The 25,839-nt window shown below is 62.9% G+C and carries 23 protein-coding genes; 12 read left to right on the forward strand and 11 right to left on the reverse strand.

Features of this window, described 5'->3' with window-relative positions; all coding sequences use genetic code 11:
- Nucleotides 1-203: 203 nt before the first annotated feature.
- Together SKZ59_RS27060 and SKZ59_RS27065 are read right to left on the reverse strand one after the other, a co-directional pair.
- Nucleotides 204-1,106 carry a hypothetical protein gene (locus SKZ59_RS27060; protein WP_319993485.1) on the reverse strand — a complete coding sequence of 301 codons (903 nt, stop codon included), beginning with the start codon at nt 1,104-1,106 and terminating at the stop codon, nt 204-206.
- Between the two features lie 41 nt (nt 1,107-1,147).
- A complete protein-coding gene (locus SKZ59_RS27065) occupies nt 1,148-2,062 on the reverse strand; it encodes a DMT family transporter (RefSeq protein ID WP_034754359.1) in 915 nt (304 codons plus the stop codon).
- A 101-nt stretch (nt 2,063-2,163) separates the two neighbouring features.
- On the opposite strand from SKZ59_RS27065, the gene SKZ59_RS27070 reads away from it, so the two are divergent.
- The 3 genes from SKZ59_RS27070 to SKZ59_RS27080 all read left to right on the forward strand — a co-directional run bounded on the left by SKZ59_RS27070 (nt 2,164) and on the right by SKZ59_RS27080 (nt 4,247).
- Complete coding sequence (locus tag SKZ59_RS27070; RefSeq protein WP_319993486.1) at nt 2,164-2,952, forward strand: helix-turn-helix transcriptional regulator; 789 nt, start codon at nt 2,164-2,166, stop codon at nt 2,950-2,952.
- 118 nt (nt 2,953-3,070) lie between these two features.
- A complete protein-coding gene (locus tag SKZ59_RS27075) occupies nt 3,071-3,670 on the forward strand; it encodes a MarC family protein (protein ID WP_034754361.1) in 600 nt (199 codons plus the stop codon).
- Nucleotides 3,671-3,701: 31 nt separating this feature from the next.
- On the forward strand, nt 3,702-4,247 hold the full coding sequence (locus SKZ59_RS27080; RefSeq protein ID WP_319993487.1) for a DinB family protein: 546 nt from the start codon (nt 3,702-3,704) through the stop codon (nt 4,245-4,247).
- On the opposite strand, the gene SKZ59_RS27085 is transcribed toward SKZ59_RS27080, so the two are convergent.
- Both SKZ59_RS27085 and SKZ59_RS27090 read right to left on the reverse strand, forming a co-directional pair.
- On the reverse strand, nt 4,212-5,402 hold the full coding sequence (locus SKZ59_RS27085) for an MFS transporter (RefSeq protein WP_319993488.1): 1,191 nt from the start codon (nt 5,400-5,402) through the stop codon (nt 4,212-4,214). The genes SKZ59_RS27080 and SKZ59_RS27085 overlap by 36 nt on opposite strands.
- The gene (locus SKZ59_RS27090; protein ID WP_319993489.1) at nt 5,399-6,580 is read right to left on the reverse strand and encodes a serine hydrolase domain-containing protein; all 1,182 of its coding nucleotides are present in this window, start codon (nt 6,578-6,580) and stop codon (nt 5,399-5,401) included. Before SKZ59_RS27090 ends, SKZ59_RS27085 begins: the two co-directional genes overlap by 4 nt.
- 112 nt (nt 6,581-6,692) lie before the next feature.
- Between SKZ59_RS27090 and SKZ59_RS27095 the strand changes: the two genes are divergently transcribed.
- The 3 genes from SKZ59_RS27095 (at nt 6,693) to SKZ59_RS27105 (ending at nt 13,025) form a co-directional block, all read left to right on the forward strand.
- Nucleotides 6,693-7,583 carry a LysR family transcriptional regulator gene (locus SKZ59_RS27095; RefSeq protein WP_319993490.1) on the forward strand — a complete coding sequence of 297 codons (891 nt, stop codon included), beginning with the start codon at nt 6,693-6,695 and terminating at the stop codon, nt 7,581-7,583.
- Nucleotides 7,584-7,791: 208 nt separating this feature from the next.
- A complete protein-coding gene (locus SKZ59_RS27100; RefSeq protein WP_319993491.1) occupies nt 7,792-9,498 on the forward strand; it encodes a methyl-accepting chemotaxis protein in 1,707 nt (568 codons plus the stop codon).
- Between the two features lie 188 nt (nt 9,499-9,686).
- Entirely contained in the window at nt 9,687-13,025 is a 3,339-nt protein-coding gene (locus SKZ59_RS27105) for a DEAD/DEAH box helicase (protein WP_319993492.1), read from the forward strand.
- A 101-nt stretch (nt 13,026-13,126) separates the two neighbouring features.
- Here SKZ59_RS27105 and SKZ59_RS27110 read toward each other — a convergent pair whose 3' ends face one another.
- Nucleotides 13,127-14,545: a heavy metal sensor histidine kinase gene (locus SKZ59_RS27110; protein ID WP_319993493.1), complete on the reverse strand. Its 1,419-nt coding sequence runs from the start codon at nt 14,543-14,545 to the stop codon at nt 13,127-13,129.
- Nucleotides 14,542-15,252, reverse strand: a complete 711-nt coding sequence (locus SKZ59_RS27115; RefSeq protein WP_139091984.1) for a heavy metal response regulator transcription factor — start codon at nt 15,250-15,252, stop codon at nt 14,542-14,544. The genes SKZ59_RS27110 and SKZ59_RS27115 overlap by 4 nt, the downstream gene beginning before the upstream one ends.
- A 142-nt stretch (nt 15,253-15,394) precedes the next feature.
- Here SKZ59_RS27115 and SKZ59_RS27120 point away from each other — a divergent pair, with 142 nt between their 5' ends.
- Nucleotides 15,395-15,889: a heme-binding protein gene (locus SKZ59_RS27120; protein ID WP_319993494.1), complete on the forward strand. Its 495-nt coding sequence runs from the start codon at nt 15,395-15,397 to the stop codon at nt 15,887-15,889.
- Nucleotides 15,890-15,905: 16 nt separating this feature from the next.
- Nucleotides 15,906-16,316, forward strand: a complete 411-nt coding sequence (gene uraH, locus SKZ59_RS27125; RefSeq protein WP_319993495.1) for a hydroxyisourate hydrolase — start codon at nt 15,906-15,908, stop codon at nt 16,314-16,316.
- Between the two features lie 7 nt (nt 16,317-16,323).
- On the opposite strand, the gene SKZ59_RS27130 is transcribed toward uraH, so the two are convergent.
- On the reverse strand, nt 16,324-17,022 hold the full coding sequence (locus SKZ59_RS27130; protein WP_034754377.1) for a glutathione binding-like protein: 699 nt from the start codon (nt 17,020-17,022) through the stop codon (nt 16,324-16,326).
- 179 nt (nt 17,023-17,201) lie between these two features.
- On the opposite strand from SKZ59_RS27130, the gene SKZ59_RS27135 reads away from it, so the two are divergent.
- Nucleotides 17,202-17,627, forward strand: a complete 426-nt coding sequence (locus tag SKZ59_RS27135) for a hypothetical protein (protein ID WP_034754379.1) — start codon at nt 17,202-17,204, stop codon at nt 17,625-17,627.
- A 4-nt stretch (nt 17,628-17,631) separates the two neighbouring features.
- On the opposite strand, the gene SKZ59_RS27140 is transcribed toward SKZ59_RS27135, so the two are convergent.
- On the reverse strand, nt 17,632-19,278 hold the full coding sequence (locus tag SKZ59_RS27140; protein ID WP_070302955.1) for a methyl-accepting chemotaxis protein: 1,647 nt from the start codon (nt 19,276-19,278) through the stop codon (nt 17,632-17,634).
- A 323-nt stretch (nt 19,279-19,601) separates the two neighbouring features.
- On the opposite strand from SKZ59_RS27140, the gene SKZ59_RS27145 reads away from it, so the two are divergent.
- Nucleotides 19,602-19,967 (forward strand): hypothetical protein, encoded by a 366-nt coding sequence (locus SKZ59_RS27145; RefSeq protein ID WP_319993496.1) that lies wholly within the window; start codon nt 19,602-19,604, stop codon nt 19,965-19,967.
- Nucleotides 19,968-20,027: 60 nt separating this feature from the next.
- On the opposite strand, the gene SKZ59_RS27150 is transcribed toward SKZ59_RS27145, so the two are convergent.
- Nucleotides 20,028-20,429: a hypothetical protein gene (locus SKZ59_RS27150; RefSeq protein WP_034754384.1), complete on the reverse strand. Its 402-nt coding sequence runs from the start codon at nt 20,427-20,429 to the stop codon at nt 20,028-20,030.
- A 236-nt stretch (nt 20,430-20,665) separates the two neighbouring features.
- Here SKZ59_RS27150 and SKZ59_RS27155 point away from each other — a divergent pair, with 236 nt between their 5' ends.
- Entirely contained in the window at nt 20,666-21,442 is a 777-nt protein-coding gene (locus SKZ59_RS27155; RefSeq protein ID WP_139143367.1) for an AraC family transcriptional regulator, read from the forward strand.
- Between the two features lie 46 nt (nt 21,443-21,488).
- On the opposite strand, the gene folE is transcribed toward SKZ59_RS27155, so the two are convergent.
- Both folE and nudC read right to left on the reverse strand, forming a co-directional pair.
- Nucleotides 21,489-22,055: a GTP cyclohydrolase I FolE gene (folE, locus tag SKZ59_RS27160; protein WP_034754386.1), complete on the reverse strand. Its 567-nt coding sequence runs from the start codon at nt 22,053-22,055 to the stop codon at nt 21,489-21,491.
- Between the two features lie 76 nt (nt 22,056-22,131).
- A complete protein-coding gene (nudC, locus tag SKZ59_RS27165; protein WP_070302960.1) occupies nt 22,132-22,965 on the reverse strand; it encodes an NAD(+) diphosphatase in 834 nt (277 codons plus the stop codon).
- 294 nt (nt 22,966-23,259) lie between these two features.
- Here nudC and SKZ59_RS27170 point away from each other — a divergent pair, with 294 nt between their 5' ends.
- Complete coding sequence (locus tag SKZ59_RS27170; protein ID WP_319993497.1) at nt 23,260-25,593, forward strand: catecholate siderophore receptor Fiu; 2,334 nt, start codon at nt 23,260-23,262, stop codon at nt 25,591-25,593.
- Nucleotides 25,594-25,839: the final 246 nt, after the last annotated feature.

Below are 25,839 nucleotides of genomic sequence, written 5' to 3' on the forward strand. Positions count from 1 at the left end.
CTGACTGCAAGATACAGGGAAAGATTACTAGTAGCAACATCCAGCATGGATTTTCACGCTTTGTAACAAGTAGATGATGTTTTTTGCGCAGAACTGGCATTCCGCAATCGTGCGCGGTCGCGTGGGAATGCCAGTTATGTTAATAGACGGTTTCTGCAATCGAGCATGGTCAGCATTTGCCAGCCACCGTCCGGCGTCGCCTTTTACGGCCCCTGTTTCACGTCATCGACATACATGCCGCCACCGCCAGGTTCCACCCACTGGCCCTGCTTCTTGCCGTTGACATAGTTGCCCTGCCATTGCACCACGCCGTCGATGCGCCGTTCGCTGGGGCCGTTCAAGCGGTCTTTCACAAACGTGTCGTAGCCGGTGAAACTGTGCATGTCCACTTCGCGCCATTCGTCCACGCCCGGGCTCACTTCCCAGCGGCCTGTGCGCTGGCCACGCTGCATCATGCCCGTCGTCGTTTCATCGCCGCTTTCATACGTCCACGGCCCTTCGGCCTTGTCATCGACAAAGGCGCCAAACGAGCGGATGGTGTTCGGCTCCTCGTAGTGCCACTGCCCCGTGCGCTTGCCCTGTGCATACTGGCCACGGGCATACACGCTGCCCACGCAGCAACTCACGTTGTACTCGATGAATAGCCCATCCTGGCTGGCGGCAAAGCGCTGCGGCTGCGTTTCCCATGTGATCCACTTGATGTGATAGCTGGGTGCGCGGTTCCCTTTCCGGCCCTTGCCAAGCAGATACGTGACCGTGAGGAAATGGCCATCCTTTTCCACGAAGGTTTTTTTATAGGCAAACGCCGGCGCATCGGCCGGCTTGCCGGGCAATAAATCGCCATCGATATTGAAATAGCCGACCAGCTTGCCATGGCCATGCTCGATGGCGTCGAACTCGGCCACACCCGTGGGTGCGTAGGCTATGCTGTCGTCGATCTGCGGCGCCGTGCGCACCTGTACCTCGTCCATGGTTTTCGCGCCGCGCTCGACAGCGCTGGCGGTGGCCATCGGTTTACCCTCGTAGAACCGCGCCGCATGCGCTGGCGCCAGAGTGCCCAGCGCCAGCAGCGCCGCCATCGTTCTCATCCAAAATGTTTGCCGCATGCCCACTCCACTGCCTGAAAACCGACATTATGCATGGCCGTTCAGGCAAGACCGGATACGCGAGGACGCCGGCCAAACAGGGGCCGCTGTACCGTCTGCGCCAAGAGCACGCCCAGCAGCGAGATGCCGCCGCCGACCAGGTGGTACACATGCATGCTTTCGTGCAGCCAGACGATGGCCAGCAAGGCCGTCAGCAGGGGCAGCAGGTTGACGTAGATGCTGCAGCGGTTCGGCCCCAGCAGTTTGACGCCTTCGATCCACAGGTAGGACAGCACGATGGATGAGCCGATGCCCGCATAGCCGATCAGTGGCAAGGTGGTGGCGTCCAGCCTGGCGCTGCCGGGCGGCAAAAGCAGGAAGAACGGCAGCATGCACGCCAGGGCCGCCAGCGCCTGGCAATAAATGGCTTGCCAGGCGGGAACGGACAGACGCCAGCGGCGCAGCAGCACGCCGTACAGGGCGAAGCTCAGGGACGCCAGCAGCATCAGCGCATCGCCCGCATGCACGCCTTGCTGCAGCAAGGCCAGCACGTCGCCGCGCCCCACCAGGTACAGCAAGCCGCCAAACGACAGCACGCCGCCGGCCGCCATGCCGACCGTCAGGCGCTCGCCCAGCAGCAGCACGCTGAGCAGGGCCGTCATCAGGGGCGCCAGCGCCGTGACGATGGCCATATTCGTCGCCGTGGTGCTTTCCGCAGCGCGGTAGGACAAACTCTGGAACAGGGCCATCGACATCAGGCCGCACAGGGCCAGCTGCCACCAGTGGCGGCGGATGGCGGCGCGGTTGCGCCACAGGGGCCGGGCGATAAACGGTGTCATCACGAGCAAAACCAGCACCAGGCGGTAAAAAGTGATGGCCGTGGGAGCGATGCTGGACGCGGCCAGCTTGGACACGACGACGTTGCCGGCCCACAGCAACATGGCCAGAAACGGATACAGATAGGCGCGCACAGGCATGCGAAACTCCGGGAATAGTTACGGGAAACCATCATGCCGCAGGCGCGCTGCGCCTTCTCGCGCTAAGATGTCCGAACCTATCGCAAAACTGACCTTATTTGATGGATTGTTCCTCTCCGGCCTTTCAGGAATTGCTGCCCGTCACGGCGCGCGCCATGGCGCTGGCCGTCGACTATGCACACGGCCACGTGATTTCCGCGCACCGTCACACGCATGCACAGTTGCTGTATGCCATCGAAGGCGTGATGACCATCGAGGCGCAGGGCGGGCGCTGGGTGGTGCCGCCCACGCGCGGCGTGTGGCTGCAGCCCGGCATCGCGCACAAGGTGCGCATGAGCGGCGCCGTCAAGATGCGCACGGTGTTCGTCAACTGCGCCAATTCGCCATTGCTGCCGGCCCACAGCTGCGTGCTCGACATCAGTCCTTTGCTGCGGCAATTGATCGTGGCGGCCGTCGACATCGCGCCCGATTTCACGGAAGGCAGCCGCGACTGGCATCTGCTGCAATTGTTGTTGCACGAGCTCGACAGCCTGCCCGTGCTGCCCCTGTATCTGCCCCTGCCCATGGACGCACGCCTGCGCGGCATTTGCGCGCGGCTGATGGAGCAACCGGGCGAACAGCAGACGGTGGCGCACTGGGCACAGGAACTGGCGATCACCGAGCGCAGCTTGCACCGTTTATTTCAGAAACAGACGGGCATGCGCTTTGGCCAGTGGCGCCAGCAGGCGCGATTGCTGCGGGCGCTCGAGCAATTGGCGCAAGGCGTCAAGGTCATCGACGTGGCCATGGACAACGGCTACACGAGCCAAAGCGCGTTCACGGCCATGTTTAAAAAACATTTCGGCACCACGCCGACCGCGTTTTACCAGGCTAAAGTCATCGCGGCGTAAAAAAAATGCTGCTATGCATCAATAATCATGGGCGATTGGGAGCAGGCTTGTTATCATCGCAAGCCTTATCGCACCGCGCCCATCCTGGCAACGGTGTTGACCTCATCTCCACGCCACCATGACACAGAATTTCTTCCAGACATTTATCCTGCTCTTGCTCGTCACTGACCCGTTCGGCAACGTTTCCCTGTTCGTCAATGCCCTGAAACGGGTGCCCATTGAGCGGCGCTGGAAAGTCGTGGTGCGCGAGTGCATGATCGCCTTCGGCATCTTGCTGCTGTTTATGTTCTTCGGCCGCCATTTCCTGAACGCCTTGCAATTGTCGGAAGTGGCGCTGCGCATCGGCGGCGGCGTGATTTTGTTCCTGATCGCCATGCGCATGGTGTTTCCGCAGCCAAACGCGGGCAATAGCGACCACGAGATGGGCGGCGAACCGTTCATCGTGCCGCTGGCCATCCCCGCGCTGGCCGGTCCGTCCGCGCTGGCGACCGTGCTGCTGTTTTCCTCGCATGAAATGAATGAAGTGATCGCCCACGTGGCGGGGCTGACGGCCGTGGCCGTCGTCTGGCTGGCCGTCTTCCTGTGCGCCGAACGCTTGCAGCGGGCGCTCGGTCCAAGGGTCATGACGGCGTTCGAACGCCTGATGGGCTTGATCCTGACGGCGATGGCCATTGAAATGCTGCTGGCCGGCATACGCGCGTTCCTGAAATCCGTTTAACATCAGCATTCATCCACTGAAGGAGTCCAGCATGAGCCGTTGCGCCCACATTTGCCTGATGGCCGATTACAACCAGTGGATGAATGCCAAGGTCTATGCGGCGGCGGCCAGCCTGCCGGCGGAAGAACTGCAGCGCGAGCGGGGCGCCTTTTTTGGCTCCCTGCTGGCCACCCTGAATCACGTGATGGTGGGCGACACCCTGTGGCTGCAGCGCTATGCGAAGCACCCGGCCGGCTTCCCCCTGCTCGACCCCATCCGCGCCATCACGCCGCCCGCGTCGCTCACGCACCCGCTGTTCGCGGCCGAGGATTTTGCCGCCATGCACGCGCACCGGCAATGGCTGGACCAGGTCATCATCGACTGGGCCGCCTCCATCACGGAAGCGGACCTCGACCACCTGCTCGACTACCGCAACAGCAAGGGGCCGAACCGGCGCGAATTTTTCAGCCTGCTCATGCATTTCTTCAACCATCAGACCCATCACCGGGGCCAGGCCAGCACCCTGCTGTCGCAAGCGGGCGTGGACATTGGCGACACGGATTTACTGTTTCGCATCCCCAACCATCTTGCCGACTGACGGCGCGCGGTACAGCCACGCTTTCACGCTAATCGCCGCCAGCGCCAAGGCACCGAGTAGCGCGCCGCAGCCCAGCGCCCCCTGCATGCCGTAGGACTCGATGGCGATGCCGCCCGCCAGCGCGCCCACCGTCACGCCCAGGTTGATGGCGGCGATATACACGCCGATGGCGAACGCGGGCGCCTCGCGCGCTTCGCTGCTGAGCCACACTTGCGTGACGATCAGCCCGCTCGTATGCGCCGCACCCCAGAACAGCAACAGCACCGCCATGGGCGCCCAGCCGATACCATTGCCCGCATAGCGGTACAGCAGCCAGTACGCCAGCCCCAGCAGCACGGGCTGCAGCAGCACCGTGCGCAGCACGTGCGTGCCCAGCTGCCGCCCCGCGAACAGATTGCCCGCCACGCCGCCCACGCCAAATACCACCAGCGCCAGCCCCGTCTGTCGCGCCGACAAGCCCGCTTCCTGCTGCAGATACGCGGCCGCATACGCATACACGGCAAACATGGCGGCAAACACGAGCACGGCGGCGGCAATGGTCAGCCACAGGGCGGGTTTACCCAGCACGGCCAGCTGGCGGCCATATGCCATTGGCGCTTCCTGCGGCGTGTCCGGCAAGAACAGATATAGCCCCAGCGCCGCCAAGGCATTGACGAGGGCGCAGGCAAGGAACGATGCCTCGTAGCCATATTGGGCGGCGATCCAGGTGGTGAGCGGAATGCCCAGCACCATGCCCATGCTGGTGCCCGTAAATGCATGCGCGCCAGCCCGCGCCGCCTGTTGCGGCGGGTACAGGGCTGCAGCCGCCACCATGGCCAGCGAGAAATACACAGGATGAAACAGGGCCGGCACGATGCGCAGCGCCAGCAGCAGCTCGAAGCGGGGCGCATACGCCGACACCACGCTGGCCAACGCGAACACGAGCAAGGAAACGATCAGCACGCGCTTGCGGCGCCAGCGCGTGGCCAGCAGCACGAGGAAGGGGCCGCCCACGGCAATCACGAGGGCGAACAGGCTCACCAAGGAACCCGCCTGCGCGGCCGTCACGCCGTAGCGCTGCATGATCATCGGCAAGATGCCGACGACGCCAAACTCGATGCAGTACACGCCGAACAGGCCCAGCGCGAGGAAGACGATCGGGTGCGGCCGTGTCATGGCGCCTCCATCACGCCATACACCGCCTGGCACAGCTCCGCCACGAACGGTCCCGCCATGCCTTCCAGTGCCGTATTCGTAAACGCCACCACGGACAATTCTTGCGCCGGATCGACAAACCACGAATGGCCATATGTGCCGCCCATGCGCCAGCTGCCGACGGACTCCGGCGTGGCAGCGGCAAGCGGGTCCGTCAACACGGTAAAGCCGAGGCCAAAGCTGCGGCCCGGCCAGAACGGCAAGTCGAACGCCTCAGTCTGGCTGGTGCCCATCTGCTGCGCCAGATCGGCTGGCAGCAAGGGCGCGCCACCCAGGCGCAGGGTTTCCAGCAAACGCATGAAATCGGGCGCCGAGCCGACCATGCCCGCGCCGCCCGATGGATACGCCTGCGCGTCGCGGGCGCGCGCCGGTGACAGGGTAAAACCTGCCATGCCATCGAGAAACGGCAGATGGTCTTCACCCTCGTCGCGCAAGCGGCGCGGCAGGGATTCTCCCGCTGCCCGGTCCGCGTACGCGACGGCCAGACGCGCCGGGTCGGCAGCCACAAAACCCGTGTCGCGCATGGCCAGCGGCACCGTCACCAGATATTCCACGGCGTGCGCCAGCGGCATACCGGCCGCCTGCTCGATGACGGCGCCCAGCACATCGGTGGCAATCGAATACGCCCAGCGCCCGCCCGGTGCATATGCGAGCGGCACGGTGGCCAGGCGGCGCAGGTTGTCCTCCAGGGAAATGCGGGACGCATCCATGCCGTCGGACACCCCGGCCTGCGCATACGCACCGCCCGGCGGCTGGAAGAAGCCATAGTCCAGGCCGGCCGTGTGCGTGAGCAGATGCCGCACGGTGATGGGCGCCACCATCCCGTCCGGCTGGCGCGGCGCAAAATACGGCAGCCAGCGTGTCACCAAGTCGTCCAGGCCCAGCCGGCCCTGCCCCACCAGCGCCAGCGCGGCCGTCGAGACGATGGGTTTGCTGACGGACGCCAGGCGGAACAGGGCGTCCTCAACCATGGGCGTACCCGCCTCGCGGTCCAGGTGGCCGGCCGCGCGGCGGTACACGTCCTTGCCGCGCTGGCGCACCAGCACGACGGCGCCCACCAGGCGCTGCTGCTGCAAGACTGCGTCCAGCAAGGGATCGATACGGGCGGACAGGGCCGCGGGAGAGAAGTTGTACATCATGGCGTAGCCTTTCAAATGATCAGGCTGCCAAGGTAAGGCAGGCGCGATCAAAGAAAAACAGGCTATAGTTTCTGTCTGTGCGGACGTTGGCATCCGCAATCAAAGGTAAAAAATGGATAACCTGGCGGGATTCACGGCCTTCGTACAGGCGGCCGAAACGCGCAGTTTTGTCGCGGCGGGCCGCGTGCTCGGTATTTCCGCCTCGGCCGTGGGCAAGAGCATCGCGCGGCTGGAAGAGCGCCTCGGCGTGCGCCTGTTTCACCGCAGCACGCGCAGCATCGCGCTCACCAGCGAGGGCACGGTGTTCCTGGAACGCTGCCGGCGCATCCTCGGCGAGATCGAAGCGGCCGAACTGGAGTTATCGAACAGCAAGAGCGCGCCGCAAGGCCGGCTGCGCGTCAGCTTGCCGCAGGTGGGCAGCCTGCTCAATCCCGTGCTGGCCGCGTTCGCGCGCGCCTATCCGCTGGTGGAGCTCGATCTCGACTTCAGCGACCGCCGGGTCGACGTGATCGAGGAAGGCTACGACGCCGTCGTGCGCGCGGGAGAGAGCGCCGACAGCCGTTTGATGAGCCGCCAGCTGGGCCAGTTCCAGCTGCAGCTGGTGGCCGCGCCCGCCTATCTGGCGCAGCACGGCATGCCGCTGCTTCCCGCCGACCTCGTACATCACGTTTGTTTGCTGTACAAATTTCCCAGCAGCGGCAAGGTCGAGGCCTGGCCCCTGCCCGAGTGGCCTGCCCTGCATGCGGCCGGCTTGCCGTCTCTGCTCCACTGCAACAATGTCGACACCTTGCTGCACTTTGCCGAAAGCGGCCTGGGCATCGCCGCCCTGCCCGACTTTGCCGTGCGCGCCGCGCTGGCCGCAGGCCGCTTGCAGCCGGTGCTGGACGCGCACCGCCAGCACGACGGCGCCTTTCGCATCCTGTGGCCCAGCAGCCGCCATCTGACGCCGAAACTGCGCGCCTTCATCGATTTCCTTGCCACCCACGTATTTCCGGAAAGCTGAGCCCGCATCCGGCGCCGCGCTCGTTGTTTCCACACGACAACTTAGTCAAGTTGCTACCGGTTTTTCAGCTTTTCACGGACTTGATACAAGTTTTTGTATTGCAGTGCGGAATTTTGAGGAACAATTACAGGCTAGCCGCCGCTACGTATAAACCCGTAGCGCTGGCCTGTCCGATGTTTTCCCTCACTTCCGCAATACGAAAGCAATCATGTCACTCACACAATTCAAAATCGGCACCCGGCTCGGGATCGGGTTTGCTGTCGTCCTCGGCCTGCTGGTGGCCGTCTTGCTCGTCGGCTTGTATTCCATGGGACAACTGAGCGCGCGCACGCACGACATCGTGGCCGACAAGAACGTCAAAATGGCGGCCGCCAATACCATGAGCGACAACGTGCGTAACATTACCCTGGCGATCACGAGCATTGTGGTGGCGCCGACGGAAGCGCTGGTGCAGGCGGAACTGGCAAAGATTGGCGAGTCGCGCAAGAAATACGGCGCCGCCAAGGAAACCTTGCAAAAGAAAATCTCGACGGACAAGGAAACGGCGCTGATGGCCGAGCTGGACGCGGCCCTGAAATCGGGCGCGCCGCTGAACAACAAGGTCATCGAGCTGCGCAATGCGGGCCAGACCGAAGAAGCGATCGCTTTCCTGACGCAGCAAGCGGCGCCGAGCCTGAAGCGCGTGCTGGGCGCGCTCGACAGCCTGGTCGCGTATGAAGGCGAGCAGGCGGCGCAGGCGGCAACGGAAGCCGAAACGCTGAGCAACAGCGCGCGCGCCTCCATGATTACCCTGGGCAGCGTGGCCGTGCTGCTGGGCGCTTTTGTTGCGTGGATCATCACGCGCTCGATCACCCAGCCCATCAATGCGGCCGTCAGCGTGGCCGAAACCGTGGCCTCGGGCGACTTGTCATCGCACATCGTCGTCAATTCCAGCGATGAAACGGGCCGCCTGCTGGGCGCCCTGAAAGCCATGAACACCAGCCTGCTGGGCGTGGTGGCGCAAGTGCGCAACGGCACGGATGCGATCTCCACGGCATCGAGCGAAATTGCCGCCGGCAACCTCGACCTGTCGTCCCGCACGGAAGAGCAAGCCAGCTCGCTGGAAGAAACGGCGTCGGCCATGGAAGAGCTGACCTCGACCGTGAAGCAGAACGCGGACAATGCGCGCCAGGCGAACCAGTTGGCGAAAAGCGCATCGGAAGTGGCCGTGCGCGGCGGCAGCATCGTTTCGCAAGTGGTCGATACCATGGGCACCATCAACGCCTCATCGCGCAAGATTGTCGACATCATCGGCGTCATCGACGGCATCGCCTTCCAGACCAACATCCTGGCCTTGAACGCGGCCGTCGAAGCGGCACGCGCGGGTGAACAGGGACGCGGTTTTGCCGTCGTGGCCTCGGAAGTGCGCAACCTGGCGCAGCGCTCGGCTGGCGCGGCGAAAGAGATCAAGGAGTTGATCGCCGCCTCCGTCGCCAACGTGGACACGGGTTCGCGCCTCGTCAATGAAGCGGGCCAGACCATGGGCGACATCGTCGACAGCATCGTGCGCGTGACCGACATCATGGGCGAGATCACGTCGGCCACGCACGAACAGACCATCGGCATCGAGCAGATCAACATGGCCATTGCCCAAATGGATGAAGTGACGCAGCAAAACGCGGCCCTCGTGGAAGAAGCGGCGGCCGCCTCGCAAAGCATGCAGGACCAAGCGGGCGAACTGGCACATGTGGTCGGCTTCTTTAAAACCGGCAACCATGTCGCCAGCGCAGCCAAGCTGGCGCCTGTGCGCACGGCACCAGCCGCCCCCGCCATCGCGCGCCCCGCGGCCAAGCCAGCGCCAGCGCGCAAGGCCGTCGCGGCCGCGCCGGCACGCCGCAGCAATGCGGCCGCCGAGAGCGAATGGGAAGAGTTTTAATGCACGAGTTTTAACCCTCAGCAACATCCCAACGGGAGAAAGCCAGGCAGGAAGTTGCTGCCTGGCTTTTTTTCGTCTGCCAATACCACTTTTTTTTGCCGCAAAGCCCGCGCAATAGACAAAAGTGCAAAACGTGCAGCGCGCATACGCTTTACAATCCTCGCTCGCTTTACAAAATATTGGTCATCATGAATCAGGCAGAACAGCAGCGCCTCCTGGCTATCCTGGAGTATTGGCACAAGATCGAATTTTTTATCCCGTTTGACCTGAATCAAATCACGGACGTTGAAGACCAGTCCACCGTGCGTCTCCTGCACCGCGAACAGCTGGCGCAATTGCCGCCGCAGTTCGCCACGCAATGGCAAGTACCGTCCGACCGCGAGATCGACGGCTTTTCATTGTTCCTCGGCGTGTTCGACAAGGCGGAAATCAACAAGGCTTGTCCGCCAGCCACTGGCCCGGAAAACATTGCCGAAACAGAAAAAACAGAACTGCTGGGACGCTCGTGCTTTGCCCGCCTCAATCTCAATGCGCTGGGCGAGCCGCAGTTCGATCCGGTGTCCGTGTCGACCTTGCCGTGGGCGCTGGGCCGCGCCCGCACGCCGGACTGGTCTGGCCTGAGCCTGGACGCCTTCAGCGACAGCCAGCTGGCGCTGCAGGACAGCCTGCGCAACTTCGCAGCCAGCCGCACGCCACAGCAAGTGACGGACGAGGCCGGCAATGTCTCCTCTCCCCTGTCCGGCATGGAAATCGCAGCCCTGGCCGACCTGCTGCGCGACTGGGCCGGCTTCCACCCGTCCGCCGGCCAGCCGCTGGCCGTGCTGGAATTGCGTACGCGCAAGAAACGCGCAACGGCCACGGAAACCGATCCGCTTGAATCCAGCCAGAACCGCAGCCTGGACTTTGGCGACGCGGTGGAGCCATCGATCGATATCCTCAACAGTTTTTACCTCGATGACTTGGAACAGATCATCCGCGCCTTGCGTGGCGGCAAGCTGCCGGCGACCGTCGCCGCCTACCTGACACCGCTGGCACAGGATGAGCGCATCGACCTGTACAGCCCGGCCGGACGCCAGGCGCTGGCCGCCATGCTCAACCCGGGCAATATGAACCGTGGCCACTGGCTGGAAGACGCCAGCTACGCCATGAGCCTGATGCAGCAGTTCGCCATCCACGGCGCGCGCACGGGTTTGAGCGAACGCGGCATCTTTTCCGTCAATGGCCCGCCGGGCACGGGCAAGACGACCTTGTTGCGCGAATTGTTCGCCGACAACATCGTGCGCCGGGCCAGCGTGCTGTCCTGCCTCGATCGCGCCGGCGACGCCTTCATCGGCAAGGTGGCCGTGGCCTTTGAAGGCGTGCGCGACCCGATCACCATCGCCCGCTTGCGCCCGGAACTGACGGGCTTTGAAATGGTCGTCGCCTCGTCGAATAACGCGGCGGTGGAAAACATTTCCGGCGACCTGCCAAAACCGAAGCAGCTGGGCAAGGAATGGGCACGCACGCGCTACTTTGAAAGCGTGGCGCGCCGGGTCGTGGCGGACGGCAATGGCGCCAACCGCGCGCTGAGTGAGGCGGAAGCGCCATGGGGCTTGATGTCCTGTGCACTGGGCAATAGCGCGAACCGCCGCCGCTTCGTCAGCAATTTCTATGACGACGACTGGGACAAGACCACGACGCGCAAGACGCCGAATGCGCAAAATATCCGCCAGTGGCTGGCCAGCCACCAGGGCGTGAGCTTCGCGCAGGCCGCGCGCGAATTCCGCGAGACGGAACACGTGGTGGAAAAGGCGCTGGCCGAGCACGCCCAGTACGCGGCCCTGTGGCAAGCCGTGGGCACGTGCACGGAAGCCGACTTCATGCAGGCCAGCCAGCAAGCGCTGATTGCGGCCGAGCAAGAGATGGATGCAGCCAATGGCGCCTTGTCCGGCGCGCTGGCGCAGCAGGACACCCTGCTCGCCAGCAAGAAGGAATTGCTGGAAGAAGAACGCCTGGTGGCGCTGACGCAGCCCGGCTTCTTTGCCCGCCTGTTCCGCACGGCACCGGCGCGCGCCTACAAGGATGCCGTCGTCGCCAACGCCGAAGCGCAGCGCCAGGCCGCGCGCGACGTGTCCGCCATCAAGCTGCTGCTGAAGGGCGAGCTGGAGCCGCGCTGCGAACGCGCGCGCAACAGCCTGCACATCGCCCTGCGCACGGCGCAATCGCGCCAGCGCGAATGGGATGACAGCACGGAACTGCTGCGCCGCGCGCGCATGCGCTTCCCCACCATCGCCGCACCGGCAACCCTGGACGAGCTCGATGGCGACGCCCTGCAAATTGGCGGCCTGTGGCATGAACCGGCCCTGGCCCGCCTGCGCTCGCGCCTGTTTGCCAAGGCCCTGGCCCTGCATGAAGCATGGCTGGCGGAAGTGGCAAAGAAAGGCGGCCCCGGCTTTGGCGGCAACTTGCTGGCCGTGTCGAAATTGCTGAAAAACAAGCGCGCCTACGACCAGTCGCACATCGCCATGGTCTGGCACAGCCTGTTCATGGTGGTGCCCGTCGTGTCGACGACGTTTGCCTCGTTCGCGCGCCAGTTCCAGGGCATGGGCCCCGAATCGCTGGGCTGGCTGTTCATCGACGAGGCGGCCCAGGCCGTGCCGCAAGCGGCGCTGGGCAGCCTGTGGCGCGCGAAGCGTGCTGTCGTCGTGGGCGACCCGCTGCAGATCGAGCCCGTGTTCACGGTGCCGGGCCGCCTCGTGCAAACCTTGTCCGCCCTGTCGCCGCACACGCAGGATGGCAGTTATGCGCCGACTTCCGTTTCCGTGCAGACATTGGCGGACAAGGCCAACCGCTATGGTGCGACTGTCGGCGCCAATAGCGCGCAGCCCCTGTGGATCGGCAGCCCCCTGCGCGTGCACCGCCGCTGCGTGGAACCGATGTTTTCGCTGGCCAATAGCATCGCCTACGAAGACAAGATGGTCTATGGGCTGGCTGAGCGCACGCCGCCGGCCGGCGCGCGCGGACTCACGCGTGGCCCCAGCTGCTGGATCGACGCCGCCGGTCCTGTCAGCTACAAGCAGGTCGTGCCCGTGCAACTCGATTTCGTGCTGGAGGTGCTGCTGAAACTGTACCGCCGCGACGGCAAGCTGCCCGACATGTATGTGATCACGCCATTCAAGGCCGTGCGCAACGAATTGCGTTCGCGCATCGTCGACATGGACTGGGACCGCCGCCTCGGCTACGGCAAGGCGCCGACGGCGCGCGAATTGCGCCAGTGGAGCAGCCAGATGGTGGGCACCGTGCATACCTTCCAAGGCAAGGAGCAAAGCGTGGTGATGCTGGTCCTCGGCGCCGATGACAGCACGGCCGGTGCCGCGCAGTGGGCGGCAGCCACGCCGAACTTGCTCAACGTGGCCCTCACGCGCGCGCAGCACCATGTGTATATCGTAGGCAACCCGCTGCTGTGGGGCCAATTGCCGCATTTCGCGCCCGCGTGTGCGCAGTTGCCGCATACGGGCATGCATGAGTTTTTGGTGGAGATGGGTTGACGGCCCCATGACCATGCTTTACGGCGTAGGCCGGATTAGGTCCGCAGGACCGTAATCCGACAATATGGTTGGCGCGTGATGTCGGATTACGCGCTTGCGCGCTAATCCGACCTACAGTCCTCGAGCGGAAACACTAAAGTAAACGTCGTGGCGGCCGCGTCCGATGCCACGGTCGCGCTGCCGCCATGCAACTGCATGATGGCCGTGACGATGGCCAGCCCTAAGCCTGTGGAAGCGGCCGAGTCGCTGCGGGCCGGGTCGGCGCGGTAGAAACGCTCGAACAGGTGCGGCAAGTGGCGCGCGGGGATGGCGGGGCCGAGGTTGCTTACGCTCAGTTCCACACCCTCGTTGGTCGCATGCGAGCGCAGCAGTATCGTGCTGCCGGGCGCCGCGTGGCGTATCGCGTTCGACAGCAAATTGCCGAGCGCACGACGCAGCAGTTGCGGCTCGGCCGTCACCGTGCCGCTGCCATGGCAAGCCAGCGCCAGCTCGCGCTCTTCGGCCAGTCCCTCAAAGAAATCGGCCAGGCGCAAGAACTCGTCCTGCACGGGCAAGACTTGCTTGACGAGCACCATTTCATCCTGCTGCGCACGCGCCAGGAACAGCATGCTGTCGATCATGCGCGACAGCCGTTCCAGCTCCTCCACATTCGATGACACCAGCTGTTCATACTCGTGCGCGCTGCGCGGGCGGGCCAGCATCACTTGGCTTTGCCCCAGCAAATTGGTGACGGGCGTGCGGAATTCATGCGCCAGGTCGGCGGAAAACTGCGACAGCCTCGCATAGCCTTCCTGCAGCCGCGCCAGCATGGCGTTGAGCGCCTGAATCAGAGGCAGCAATTCCGTGGGCGCGCCGCGCGCATCGAGTTGCTGCTCCAGCTTGCCAGGCCGCACGAGGGCCGCATGGGCGGCGATATTGCGCAGCGGCCGCAGTCCCCGCAGCAGCATCAGGCTCGCCAACAGCGCCGCCACCAGCGCGCTGACGGCCACGGAGACGACGATTTGCCAACGGTAGGCCGCAAACATGGCCGTGCGGTCGCCGTAGACCCGGGCGACGGAAATGTCCGCCATCTGCGCCGGGTCGCCGATGCGCGCGCTGGCCGCCACGACCCTGGCCGGATAGCCGTCGCGGCTGGTCCAGCTGACGATGTCGCTGTCCGTCACGGGCGCATCGACGGCCACGGGCACAGGATGCGCCACCGTCTCGCCGTTCGGATTGACGTCGATCAAACGCGTGCCATCGGCGCGCACGATGCGCACCAGGGAATTTTCTTGGCCGCTCATGGTGTCGCGGAAATACTGGGGCCGCTCGCGGATGATGTCGAGGGTGCCCGCATTGCCCAGCAGCTGCTGAATCTGCCGCAGTTTTCCCAGCAATAAAATATCGTCGCGGCGCTCGATTTCCGCGACAAATGAACGGTACAAATGCATGCCCAGCCCGGCCGACACGAGCGCCACGATCAGTACGAACACGAGCGTGACGCGCAGGGTCAGCGAGCGGCGGAGTTGCGCCAGCTTCATTGAGCGGTGCCACTGTCAGCCACGGCAGGCGCGCGCAATTCGCAGACATAGCCCATGCCCCGCAAGGTGTGGATCAGCTTGGGTTCGAACGGATCGTCGAGCTTGCTGCGCAGGCGGCGGATGGCCGCATCGATGACGTTGGTGTCGCTCTCGAAATTGATGTCCCACACTTGCGAGGCGATGATGGAGCGCGACAAGACTTCGCCCTGGCGCCGCGCCAGCAGATGCAGCAAGCCAAATTCCTTGGCCGTCAGGGTGATGCGCTGGCCTTGCCGGCTCACCTTGCGCTTCATCACGTCGATTTCCATGTCGCCGATGCGGATCACGTCGTCTTCGCGCGGCGGCCCGCGCCGCAGCAAAGTGCGGATGCGTGCCACGAGTTCAGCAAAGGCGAACGGTTTCACCAGGTAATCATCGGCGCCCAGTTCCAGGCCTTTCACGCGGTCCTGCACCTCGTCGCGCGCCGTGAGGAAGATTACGGGCACGTCGGCGCCGCCTTCCTGCAAGCGCAGCGCGCGCAAGACTTGCCAGCCGTCCATGATGGGCAGCATGACGTCGAGCACGATGAGATCGGGCGCCTCGCTGCTGGCCATATGCAGGCCGTCGCGGCCATTGCGCGCCAGGCTCACCGTAAAGCCGGACTCGGCCAGGCCACGCAGCAGATAGTCGCCCGTCTTCGGTTCGTCTTCAATGACCAGGATGCGCATGGGTAGGGGCTTTCTTGTGGGAAGTTGAACCATTTTACGCCGCGTGCAAACCGCTGCGGATGATAAAAATGTCATGCGGCGATCATCTTCTCGTAGGGCAACACTGGCCATACTGGCGTCACTTCACTCAACGGACAGCCACATGAAAACCCTGTTACTCGGCAGTACCCTGCTGTGCCTGCTGGCCAGCCCAGCGCACGCTCAATTGCGCAAGGTCGATGACCTCTCGCTGGCGGCGGCCAACAAGCTGGCTGATGCTGCCATGGCCGCATGCCAGGCGCAAGGACGGCACATCGTCGTCACCGTGCTCGATCGTGGCGGCAATATTGTCGCTGTGCAGCGCGCCGATGGCGTCGGGCCGCACAACACGGATGCGAGCCGGCGCAAGGCCTACACGGCCCTGTCCACCAAGAATGATACCCAGGCGCTGGCCGTGGCCGCACGCGGCAATCCCGACATGGCCAATTTGACGACCGTGCCGGAACTGTTGCTGCTGGGCGGCGGCCTGCCCTTGCGAAGCAAGGGCGAAGTAGCCGGCGCCATCGGCGTGGCCGGTGGCGGCGGTGCCCTGCAAGACCGGGCCTGCGCCCATGCCGCCCTGGCCGCTATCCCTGAACTCGATTCCCCTACCCTTTAAACTGAAAGATACGACGATGAGCACACTGAAACAAATCACCGCCGCCCTGGCCTTCGCCAGCCTGTCCAGCATGGCCTTGGCCGCCGCCAATCCCTTGAGCGTGCACATTCTCGACTTGCAGAGCGGACAGCCGACGGCGGGCGTAACGGTCACCCTGGAGCAAAAGAACGGTGAAGGCTGGCAACAACTGGGCAGTGCCGTGACGAATGCGCAGGGGCGCATCGCGGCCATGTATCCGGTGAATGCGCCCATGCAGGCGGGCGATTACCGCATCGTGTTCAAGACAGGCGAGCACTATGCGCGCCTGAAACAGGAAACCTTTTTCCCGGAAATCCCCGTGCAATTCCACGTAGAAAAGACTGAGCAGCATTATCACATTCCGCTGCTGCTCAGCCCTTTCGGCTTTTCCACGTACCGGGGCAATTAACCGTTGCTCAAGCCACCGTCTTCGCCGTCTGCCCGAACAGCACGCTTTTCGCATCGCCGCTGACGGTCGGCTGCACATTGATTTCCGCCGCCCGCGCATACGCGCGCACGGTGGCGGGACGGGCGGCAATGGCCGCGAACCAGCGCGCCAGATGCGGGAAATCTTCCAGCTTCTGGCGCTGGCGTTCGTGCGGCACGATCCACGGGTAGATCGCCATGTCGGCGATGGAATAGCTGTCACCGGCCACGAATGCACGGTCCGCCAGGCGCTTGTTCAGCACGCCGTATAGCCGGTTCGTTTCGTTGACGTAGCGCGTGATGGCGTAGTCGATCGGTTCGGGCGCATATTGCACGAAATGGTGATTCTGTCCCGCCATGGGGCCAAGGCCGCCCATTTGCCAGAACAGCCACTGCATGACTTCGGCACGTCCCCGCACATCCATCGGCAGGAATTGCCCGCTTTTCTCGGCCAGGTATTGCAAAATCGCGCCAGACTCGAACAGCGACAGCGGCGCGCCGCCATCTTCCGGCGCCTGGTCGACGATGGCGGGAATGCGGTTATTCGGCGCGATGGCGAGAAACTCGGGCTTGAACTGCTCGCCCTTGCCGATATGCACGGGAATGAGGTTGTAGGGGATGCCCGCTTCTTCCAGGAACATCGTCACTTTGTGCCCGTTGGGCGTGGTCCAGTAATACAGGTCGATCATCGTGGTCTTTCCAGGTAGATAAGTAGGAGCAGGCGAACTTGGCATAACTATTGTCGCGCCGCAACTGATATGCATGGATATAATGCCACGTAAGCGAAAAACAAGGCGGCGCAAGCACCCACTAGCGCCGTCACGCAGGCATCCCGACATTCCCGAGCACAAAACAAAGAAAGCCGACCATGCGCAAACTCCTGATCGTCACGCTGTCCGTCCTGCTGTCAGGCTGTGTCCAGGACTTCGCCATCTACATGTTCGATGGGCAAGACCATTCCCTGACCGTGCGCCGCCAGCAACGTTATTTTTGGCAAGATACCGTGGAAGTGCAGCTGATGGCGACCAATCTGCCGCAATGCCAGCGCTTGCATACCCTGTCCACGGATGCGCCGGCCGACATCACCGTCGAGCTGTTCGCGGCCGGCGATGGCCTGTGGAATATCCGCATGGGCAAGCAGTTGTGGCAGGCGGAAACGAATACCTGCAATGAGCTGACGGAAATGGAAAACGACCCGAAAGCCGACCTGGGCCAGCCGGTCGGGCAATTCGTGGTCGTCGATGACAAGCTGGAATTCGAACCGGCGCCGCCAGCGGCGGCACCAGCCCAGTAGAACCCTAGCGCGCCGCCAGGCTGCGCAGCGGCTTTTTCGCCGCGGCGCGCGGTGCGCCAGCCGAAGTGGCCGCCAGGCGCGGCGACGTGCCCGGCTCCTGCGCCGACAGTTTGAAGCGCGCCACCAGTTGCGCCAGCACGGCCGCCTGGTCCTGCATGCTCGACGCCGCTGCCGCCGCCTCTTCCACCAGTGCCGCATTTTGCTGCGTCACGCTATCCATCTCCGTGATCGCTTGGTTGACGTGGCCGATGCCCGTGCTTTGCTCGTGCGAGGCGGCCGTGATGTCGGCCATGATGTCGGTCACGCGCGAGACGGAAGCGACTACCTGATCCATGGTCGTGCCCGCCTGTGCGACAAGCGTGCTGCCGGCCGCGATGCTGTCGACGGAAGCGCCGATCAGCTCCTTGATTTCCTTCGCCGCACCGGCCGAGCGCTGCGCCAGATTACGCACTTCAGATGCCACGACGGCAAAGCCGCGACCCTGTTCGCCGGCGCGCGCCGCTTCCACGGCCGCGTTCAAGGCCAGGATATTCGTCTGGAAGGCGATGCCGTCGATGACGCCGATGATGTCGACGATCTTGCGCGACGAGGCGTTGATGGTGTCCATGGTACCGATCACTTGCGCCACCACGGCGCCGCCCTGGCGGGCCACGGCGGAAGCGGACTGCGCCAACTCATTTGCCTGCACGGCGTTGCCCGCGTTTTGTGTCACGGTCGAGGTCAATTCCTCCATCGAGGCAGCCGTTTCTTCCAGCGAACTGGCTTGCATTTCCGTGCGCGCCGACAAGTCCATATTGCCGCTGGCGATCTCGCTCGACGCCGTGGCGATCGTCTCGGCGCTATGGCGGATTTCGCTGATCGCATCGACCAGGTTGGTTTGCATGGTTTTCATCGCGTACAGCACGCTGTGGCGATCGTTGGCATGCGTGCGCACGACGCCGCTCAAATCGTTATTCGCGATCTTTTCCGCCACGTCGGCCGCATACTCGGGATCGCCGCCCAGCGCATGGCGCAAGCTGCGGTTGATCACCACGACGACGGCGGCCAGCAAGCCGCACACGAGCACCAGCACGCCCAGCGAGGTCAGCAGCGACTGGCGGAAGGCCGCGTCGATATCGTCCATGTACACGCCCACCACCAGGGTCCAGGCCCATGGCTTGTAGGCCGCCACGCGGCTCATCTTCGGTTCGGGGGTCTTCTGGCCGGGACGGGGGAAATAATAATGAACGAAGCCCTTGCCCGTATCGCTCTTGCCGACAGCCACGATGTCGCGGTACAGATAGGTGCCGTTGGCATCCTTAAAATCCGACATGTTCTTGCCATCCGTTTGCGGCGCGGCGGGATTCATCACGACGACGGCGTCGAGGTTGATGATGGACAAATAACCGGTCTCGCCGAAACGCATGCTCTTGATGACGGCCGTGGCCTGCTTTTGCGCTTCTTCCTTCGTCAAGGCGCCGCTGGCGGCCAGGTCGCCGAACATCTTGACGGCACCCAGGCCCAGGTCGGCGGCATTGCTCAGGTCGGCGCTGCGCTCTTCGATGCGGATCTTGCGCACTTCCAGGGCGTTATAGACAAAAATAACGGTGATGCACAACAGGCTGCAAATCAGGGGAATCCATAACTTCTGCTGGAACGTCAATTTCTTCATGCTGTGTCTCCAACTATCTATTTGCGGCGGTGGGGCGTGGCCCGCTTCCTGCGCGACAGGCCAGGAATGCGGCGGCGACGATGCTCTGGCGGCACCGTTCAGACGACACCAGCATACGCTCGAAATACCGGTATTTACAATGCCGGGAGGCAATGATTTTTGCTTGGTGTTGTTAATGCGTTGCGACAATTGATGAGAATTGATGAGAATTGATGCTGCATTGCAGTAAAAAAGCATGCAGATAGGGGGTGGCAAGGCAGGCGGGGGTGGCGTGCCTGTGTCAAAATGCACGCCGGATATAAGATGAATCACGAAAGCACAGCATGACCAAGAATGAAGCCATGAAACGCATCAACGACCGCCTGGGCAAACCCACCTTGACGGACAAGAACACGCATTTTGCCAGCGTCGCCAGCTATGGCACGGACGAAGGCTGGTGGCTGAAGATCCCCTTCCTGACCTTCAGGCAGGAATTGCATTTTATTCTCAACAATGAGAAAACGAAAAGTTTCCAGCACCTGAAAATCGGCGCCAACCAGATCCTCAGCCCCGGCATGAAGTTTCGCAGCACGGGCGGCGCGGCCGACGCCTTCATGTCGGCCTCGGCGCCGAAACGCCTGGTCGACTTGCTCGACGGCGGCAGCAAGTACAATTTTACAAAACACTTTATCAACGACTATCGCTATTAGGAACACCTGACCAAACCTGCTGCGCGTCGGTTTTGTCAGGCGTTGTGTAGCCTTGTCAGATCATTTTTGGGGCGGCAGCCACGCGTGCAGCAAATGCTGGGCGATGTCGAGCGCGTCGTCGCGGCTGGTGCCGAAATGCAGGGGATAACCCCAGAATTTGCCGAACATCACGGCAAAGGCCTTGCCCGCCAGACGCTTGGCGGCGCTCGGTTCGACCAGCACCATGCCCTGGATATACGCGCGGATGGCCGCCTTGTTCTGCTTCATCCAGAGTGACGCCCGCTTGCGCTCTTCCTGCGGGTGTTCGTGCCCATCCTCGTCAAAGCCTTCCTCGCTGAGAATGACAAACGCCTGGCGGCGCGCCAGCAGCGCGTCAAACTGGGCAAACAGCATATCGGGCTGGGCAGGCGCTGCCTCGCGGCGCATCCAGACGAGGGGAAAAGTGGATAGATCAAGCTGCATGGTGATGACTCCTTCAAGGGGTTGCCGTTCCTCCTTACCTTCATCAGAACACTGGCGGCGGCGGTTGCCGTTGAAGCGGGGCTGCGGATCTCCATACAATACCGTTGGCGGTACCGCGCGTCATTGCATAAAATAGCCACAATATTATTCAATCCAGCCAGAATCCACCCATGTCCCATCCATTGCAGCCCAACATGCTCACCACCGAGCTGGGCCTTGACGCCAGCGCCTCCCTCATGGATTTCGACGTCGATGGCGTGTTGCGCCCGCTGCTGGCCGTGGGCCTGGCCAGCGTGCCCGAGGAGGCCGAGCAGGCACCGCACCAGCACCGCAAGGGGCAGTTGCTGTATGCCACGCGCGGCGTGATTCATTGCGAGGTGGACAGCGGCGTGTGGATCGTGCCGCCCCAGTGCGCCGTGTGGATACCGGGCGGCCTGATGCATTCCGCGCAGGGCGTGGGCGAGGCCCAATGTTATTGCCTGTTTGTCGAACCGGCCATGGCGCCGGCCTTGCCCACCGTCTGCTGTACCGTGGCCGTCTCGCCCCTGCTGCGCGAACTGATCGCCAAGGCGGCCGGTTTTCCCACCTTGGCCGCGCTGCATGGCGCGCAGGAACGCCTGGTGTTCACCCTGCTCGACGAACTGGCGGCCGCGCCCGTGGAAGACTTGCATCTGCCGATGCCGCGCGATGCGCGTTTGCGCCGCCTGGCCGCCCTGCTGCTGGCGCAGCCCGCCGATAAAAGCACCCTGGCCGAGTGGGCCGGCCGCATCGGCATGAGCGAGCGCAGCATGACCCGGCAGTCACTGGAGGAATTGGGCATGAGCGTGGGCCGCTGGCGCCGGCAATTGCACGTCATCCTGGCCTTGCGACGGCTGGCGCAAGGCCACAGCGTAAAAGCGGTGGCGCTGGAACTCGGTTATGAAAATACCAGCGGTTTCGTCACCATGTTCCGCAAGGCGGCGGGCAAGCCGCCAGCGCGCTACCTGGCGGAACGGGAATCGGGAAGAGCATAAAAAAAGGCGGCATCTGCCGCCTTCGTCACGCATCATCGCCGAACAATCAGCTTTCGCGCGCCAGTGCCAGAAATTCCGTACGCAGCGCCAGGTTCGGCTGCATCTCGCCCAGCATGGCCGAGGTGATGGTTTCTTCGCCCGGCGTACGGATGCCGCGGCTTTCCATGCACAGATGGCGGCAGCGTACGACCACGCCCACCGATTTCGGTTCCAGCACTTCCATCAGGGCATTGGCGATCTGCATCGTCATGCGTTCCTGCACTTGCAGGCGCTTGGAGAAACAATCGACGAGGCGCGTCAGTTTCGACAGGCCGACGATCTTGCCGTTTGGCACGTAACCGATGGTGGCCTTGCCGAAGAACGGCGCCAGATGGTGTTCGCAATGGCTGTAGACGGGAATCCCGCGCACGACGATGAGCTCGTTGTACTGTTCCGCGCCATCTTCAAACGCTTTCAGCAAGTCCACCGGATCCTGGCCATAGCCGGACGTCCAGTGCTTCCACGCCTTGGCCACGCGTGCCGGCGTTTCCAGCAAGCCAGGACGCTGCGGATCTTCACCAAAGCTGCTGATCAGCCGGCGCCAGTCGTTTTCGGAGAATTCTTCTTGAGACATGCTACACCACCCTAAAATTTTCAATTGCCGCCAGTATATAGAAAATGCGGCAGGCTGCCCGAGCAGCCCCGGCTTTCTATGCCGTTGGCGGACGGTGGGCGCCCACCAGCAACGCGGAAATCGACACGCTCGAACTCGCCTCCGGCCACGCATCGCCGGGGCCGAACCAGCGCGCCTCGGCGATCTCGTTCTCGTCGAGGCGGATCTCGCCGTCGAGGTAATCGGCCGTAAACGCGATCATCAGCGAATGGGGAAACGGCCAGGACTGGCTCATGAAGTACTGCAGATTGTGCACGCGCAAGCCCACCTCTTCCATCACTTCGCGGTGCACGGCTTCCTCGATCGATTCACCCGCTTCCAGGAAACCGGCCAGCGGGCTGAAACGCTGCGATGGCGAGTGCTTGTGCATGGCCAGCAACACCTGTTCGCCCTTGCGGATGAGCACCATCATGGCCGGCGAAATGCGCGGATACGCGAGCATGCCGCAGGCGGCGCAGGTGAAACAGCGTTCGCCGCGCGTGCGCTGCATGGGCGTGGCGCACACGCCGCAATGGCGGTGCGTGCGCGCCCACTCGGCCAGTTGCACGGCGCGGCTGGCCAAGCCCAGGAAAGCATCGTCGACGGCATTGAACAGCGAGCGCATGCCGTGCCAGGCCAGGCCGGCACCCGGCGGCAACTCTTCGTCGGCCCAGACCGTCTGGCAATAGCGGCCCTGCCACCAGCCCACGGGCTGTGCGCGGCTCAGATCGATATCGTACGCGGCTACCTCGGCGGCCGTGGGCAAGGTCAGCTCTGGCGTACGCAACAACAAACGCCCGCGGTGAAAGACAAACGTCAGCGTATCCGTGGCGGCCGGGGCCGGTTCGGGCGCATCGATCAGGGGGACAAAGGCATCGGGAGTCTGCAGCATTCTGAAAGGAAATTTGTAAAGGTTGCTCATCATACTCCCGCCGGCGGACGCTTGCGCGCATAGCAGCGGCCGGGCCGCAAAGCAAGCATTCATCAGCCATGACAGTGTTTTTTTTGCGGCACGCCCAATCCGTTGCGTAAATGATACTGATAACGATTCTCATTTACGAAATAGCGCCCAGTTATTACAATACGGCCTATTCCGTCTCCATCGCCAGCCACTTGCCCGCGTGCCCAAGCACTGCGGCGCAGAGCCAGCCAGGAACCACTACCCTGACCTTTTCGAAAGAGCAAGATGGCAATCAAGAGCCGCAAACACGCCCCCACCCGTTTCAACCAGCACATCGGCGCCGCCCTGGCCGTGATGCTGCTGCCCGTTGCCGCCCAGGCAGCCGACCCGGCCGGCCAAAGCGCGCCCGCATCGCAGCAAACCCTGAACGAAATCAAGGTCGTGGGCTCCAAGGAAAATGATTTCAAGGCAGAAAAAGCCTCGTCGCCGAAATACACGGAAGAGCTGGTCAATACGCCGCAAACCATCGTCGTGATCAAAAAGGAATTGATCGAGCAGCAAGGTGCGCTGACCCTGACGGACGCGCTGCGCAACACGCCAGGCGTGGGTACTTTTTTCCTCGGTGAAAACGGCAACACGAACACGGGCGACGCCGTCTACATGCGCGGTTTCGATTCGTCGGGCAGCATCTATGTCGATGGCGTGCGCGACGTGGGCTCCATCTCGCGCGACGTCTTCAACATCGAACAGATCGACGTATTGAAGGGCCCGGCGGGCACGGACAGCGGCCGCGGTTCGCCGACCGGCTCGATCAACCTGGTCAGCAAGACGGCGACCATGGAAAACAAATTCAATTCGCTGCTGACAGTGGGCAGCGGCAAGCAGAAACGCGCCACGGCCGACTGGAACCGCGTTCTCGACAGCGATACCGGCACGGCATTGCGCCTGAACCTGATGACGCAGGACAGCGGCGATCCGGCGCGCGACGAAGTCAAGAACAAGCGCTGGGCCTTCGCGCCCACCGTCACCTTCGGCATCGGCAAACCGACGCGCATCACGGCCAGCTACCTGCATGTGGATCAGGACAACGTACCCGACGGCGGCGTGCCGACCATCGGCTTGCCTGGTTACTCGACGCCGGACACCATCACGAAGACAAACCCGGTCATCCGCACTTTCCTGAACGGCGCGGCCAAGGTCGATCCGAAGAATTTCTACGGCTCCACTTCGGACTACAACAAGGTCAAGGCCGATATGGGCACCTTGCGCATCGACCATGATTTCTCGCCAACCTTGCAAATCCAGAACACCACGCGCTATGGCAAGACCCAGCAGGACTACCTGCTGACGGCCTTCATGGGCAGCACCGTCAACCTGAAGACACCGGTCGCCACCGATCCGTCGACCTGGACCATGGCGCGCTCGCTGCGCACCGTGAAAGACCAGGAAAACACGATCCTGACCAACCAGACCGTGGTCAGCGCACAATTCGACACGGGCGTGCTGAAGCACTCCGTGGTGGCCGGCGCCGAGTTCACCAGCGAAAAACAGACGAACTACAGCTATGTGCCAGCCAGCCTGGGCACTTTGCAGGATGCCAATCTGTACAACCCGAACCCGCGTGACACCGTCACCGGCCATAACCCCGTGCGCAGCGGCGCCTTCACCGAAGGCGAAGTCAATACGCAAAGCCTGTACGTGTTCGACACCATCAAGTTCGGCGACAAGTGGCTGTTCAACGGCGGCGTGCGTTTCGACCATTTCAACACCACGTATGATGCCGTCGCTCTGCAAGGGGCCGTGACCGCGCCTGCGGTACAGCCCTTGCCCGTCGGCACGCCGATTCCGACGCATCTGACCCTGAGCGACACCTTGGCCAACGGCAAGATCTCGGCCATGTACAAGCCGACGCCGGACAGCAGCGTGTATGCGTTGCTGGCCACGTCGAAAGCGCCGCCTGGCGTCAACTTCGCCTTGAGCGCGGGCGCCAACAGCGCGCAAAATCCAAAATATGACCCACAGGAAACCATTACCAAGGAAATCGGTACCAAGTGGGACTTCCTGAAACAAAAACTGTCGTTCTCGGCCGCCGTCTACCAGACCACCGTCAAGAATGAAGTGGAACAAGATCCTGTGATCCCGACCATTTATTACCAGACCGGCAAGAAACGCGTGGAAGGCCTGGAACTGGGCGTGGTGGGCGAGATCATGCCGAACTGGCTGGTCAGCGCCGGCTACACGCGCATGAATACCAAGGTCGAGTCGGGCAAGGTCGTCACGGCCAGCGGCGTCAACAACCTCAGCTACACGCCAAAACAGGCGTTCACCAGCTGGACCTCGTACACCCTGCCATTCGGCCTGAAGATCGGCGGCGGCGCGCGTTACGTGGGTGAAATGCTGCGCGGCACCGATGGCGCCGTCGGCACGCCGGCACGCGTCGATGCCTACTGGGTCTTCGATGCCATGGCAAGCTACACCGTCAACAAGAACCTCGACCTGCAGTTGAATGCCTACAATCTGGCCGACAAGACCTATGTGGCGGCCATCAACAAGTCCGGCTTCCGCTACACGCCAGGCCAGCCCCGTTCGTTCAGTCTGATGGCCAATATCAAGTTCTAACATCAATAGAACACGCATTACGTAACATCGGCCCCTCTTCGGAGGGGCTTTTTTATTGTCCTGATAATCTTGCCTTTTTGACGCACTGCCGCCCTGCCGCGACTAGCGTATGAAAAGTCATACAGCGATGGCCCGCCGCGTCCAATATTTCGCGCAAGCACGCGAAGTTGCAACATCCTAACAACAAAAAAGCTTCCTTAAATCAACAACTTAAGAAGTTATGCGCCAAATCCCAATTTCAGGCAT

Source organism: Janthinobacterium sp. GMG2 (assembly GCF_033949445.1).
GTDB lineage: Bacteria > Pseudomonadota > Gammaproteobacteria > Burkholderiales > Burkholderiaceae_D > Janthinobacterium > Janthinobacterium aestuarii.

What these genes read in the sequence shown, in the direction of transcription:
- SKZ59_RS27060 (WP_319993485.1), bottom strand. Translation starts at nt 1,106, where the DNA reads ATGCGGCAAACATTTTGGATGAGAACGATGGCGGCGCTGCTGGCGCTG.
- SKZ59_RS27065 (WP_034754359.1), bottom strand. Translation starts at nt 2,062, where the DNA reads ATGCCTGTGCGCGCCTATCTGTATCCGTTTCTGGCCATGTTGCTGTGG.
- SKZ59_RS27070 (WP_319993486.1), top strand. Translation starts at nt 2,164, where the DNA reads ATGGATTGTTCCTCTCCGGCCTTTCAGGAATTGCTGCCCGTCACGGCG.
- SKZ59_RS27075 (WP_034754361.1), top strand. Translation starts at nt 3,071, where the DNA reads ATGACACAGAATTTCTTCCAGACATTTATCCTGCTCTTGCTCGTCACT.
- SKZ59_RS27080 (WP_319993487.1), top strand. Translation starts at nt 3,702, where the DNA reads ATGAGCCGTTGCGCCCACATTTGCCTGATGGCCGATTACAACCAGTGG.
- SKZ59_RS27085 (WP_319993488.1), bottom strand. Translation starts at nt 5,402, where the DNA reads ATGACACGGCCGCACCCGATCGTCTTCCTCGCGCTGGGCCTGTTCGGC.
- SKZ59_RS27090 (WP_319993489.1), bottom strand. Translation starts at nt 6,580, where the DNA reads ATGATGTACAACTTCTCTCCCGCGGCCCTGTCCGCCCGTATCGATCCC.
- SKZ59_RS27095 (WP_319993490.1), top strand. Translation starts at nt 6,693, where the DNA reads ATGGATAACCTGGCGGGATTCACGGCCTTCGTACAGGCGGCCGAAACG.
- SKZ59_RS27100 (WP_319993491.1), top strand. Translation starts at nt 7,792, where the DNA reads ATGTCACTCACACAATTCAAAATCGGCACCCGGCTCGGGATCGGGTTT.
- SKZ59_RS27105 (WP_319993492.1), top strand. Translation starts at nt 9,687, where the DNA reads ATGAATCAGGCAGAACAGCAGCGCCTCCTGGCTATCCTGGAGTATTGG.
- SKZ59_RS27110 (WP_319993493.1), bottom strand. Translation starts at nt 14,545, where the DNA reads ATGAAGCTGGCGCAACTCCGCCGCTCGCTGACCCTGCGCGTCACGCTC.
- SKZ59_RS27115 (WP_139091984.1), bottom strand. Translation starts at nt 15,252, where the DNA reads ATGCGCATCCTGGTCATTGAAGACGAACCGAAGACGGGCGACTATCTG.
- SKZ59_RS27120 (WP_319993494.1), top strand. Translation starts at nt 15,395, where the DNA reads ATGAAAACCCTGTTACTCGGCAGTACCCTGCTGTGCCTGCTGGCCAGC.
- uraH (WP_319993495.1), top strand. Translation starts at nt 15,906, where the DNA reads ATGAGCACACTGAAACAAATCACCGCCGCCCTGGCCTTCGCCAGCCTG.
- SKZ59_RS27130 (WP_034754377.1), bottom strand. Translation starts at nt 17,022, where the DNA reads ATGATCGACCTGTATTACTGGACCACGCCCAACGGGCACAAAGTGACG.
- SKZ59_RS27135 (WP_034754379.1), top strand. Translation starts at nt 17,202, where the DNA reads ATGCGCAAACTCCTGATCGTCACGCTGTCCGTCCTGCTGTCAGGCTGT.
- SKZ59_RS27140 (WP_070302955.1), bottom strand. Translation starts at nt 19,278, where the DNA reads ATGAAGAAATTGACGTTCCAGCAGAAGTTATGGATTCCCCTGATTTGC.
- SKZ59_RS27145 (WP_319993496.1), top strand. Translation starts at nt 19,602, where the DNA reads ATGACCAAGAATGAAGCCATGAAACGCATCAACGACCGCCTGGGCAAA.
- SKZ59_RS27150 (WP_034754384.1), bottom strand. Translation starts at nt 20,429, where the DNA reads ATGCAGCTTGATCTATCCACTTTTCCCCTCGTCTGGATGCGCCGCGAG.
- SKZ59_RS27155 (WP_139143367.1), top strand. Translation starts at nt 20,666, where the DNA reads ATGGATTTCGACGTCGATGGCGTGTTGCGCCCGCTGCTGGCCGTGGGC.
- folE (WP_034754386.1), bottom strand. Translation starts at nt 22,055, where the DNA reads ATGTCTCAAGAAGAATTCTCCGAAAACGACTGGCGCCGGCTGATCAGC.
- nudC (WP_070302960.1), bottom strand. Translation starts at nt 22,965, where the DNA reads ATGCTGCAGACTCCCGATGCCTTTGTCCCCCTGATCGATGCGCCCGAA.
- SKZ59_RS27170 (WP_319993497.1), top strand. Translation starts at nt 23,260, where the DNA reads ATGGCAATCAAGAGCCGCAAACACGCCCCCACCCGTTTCAACCAGCAC.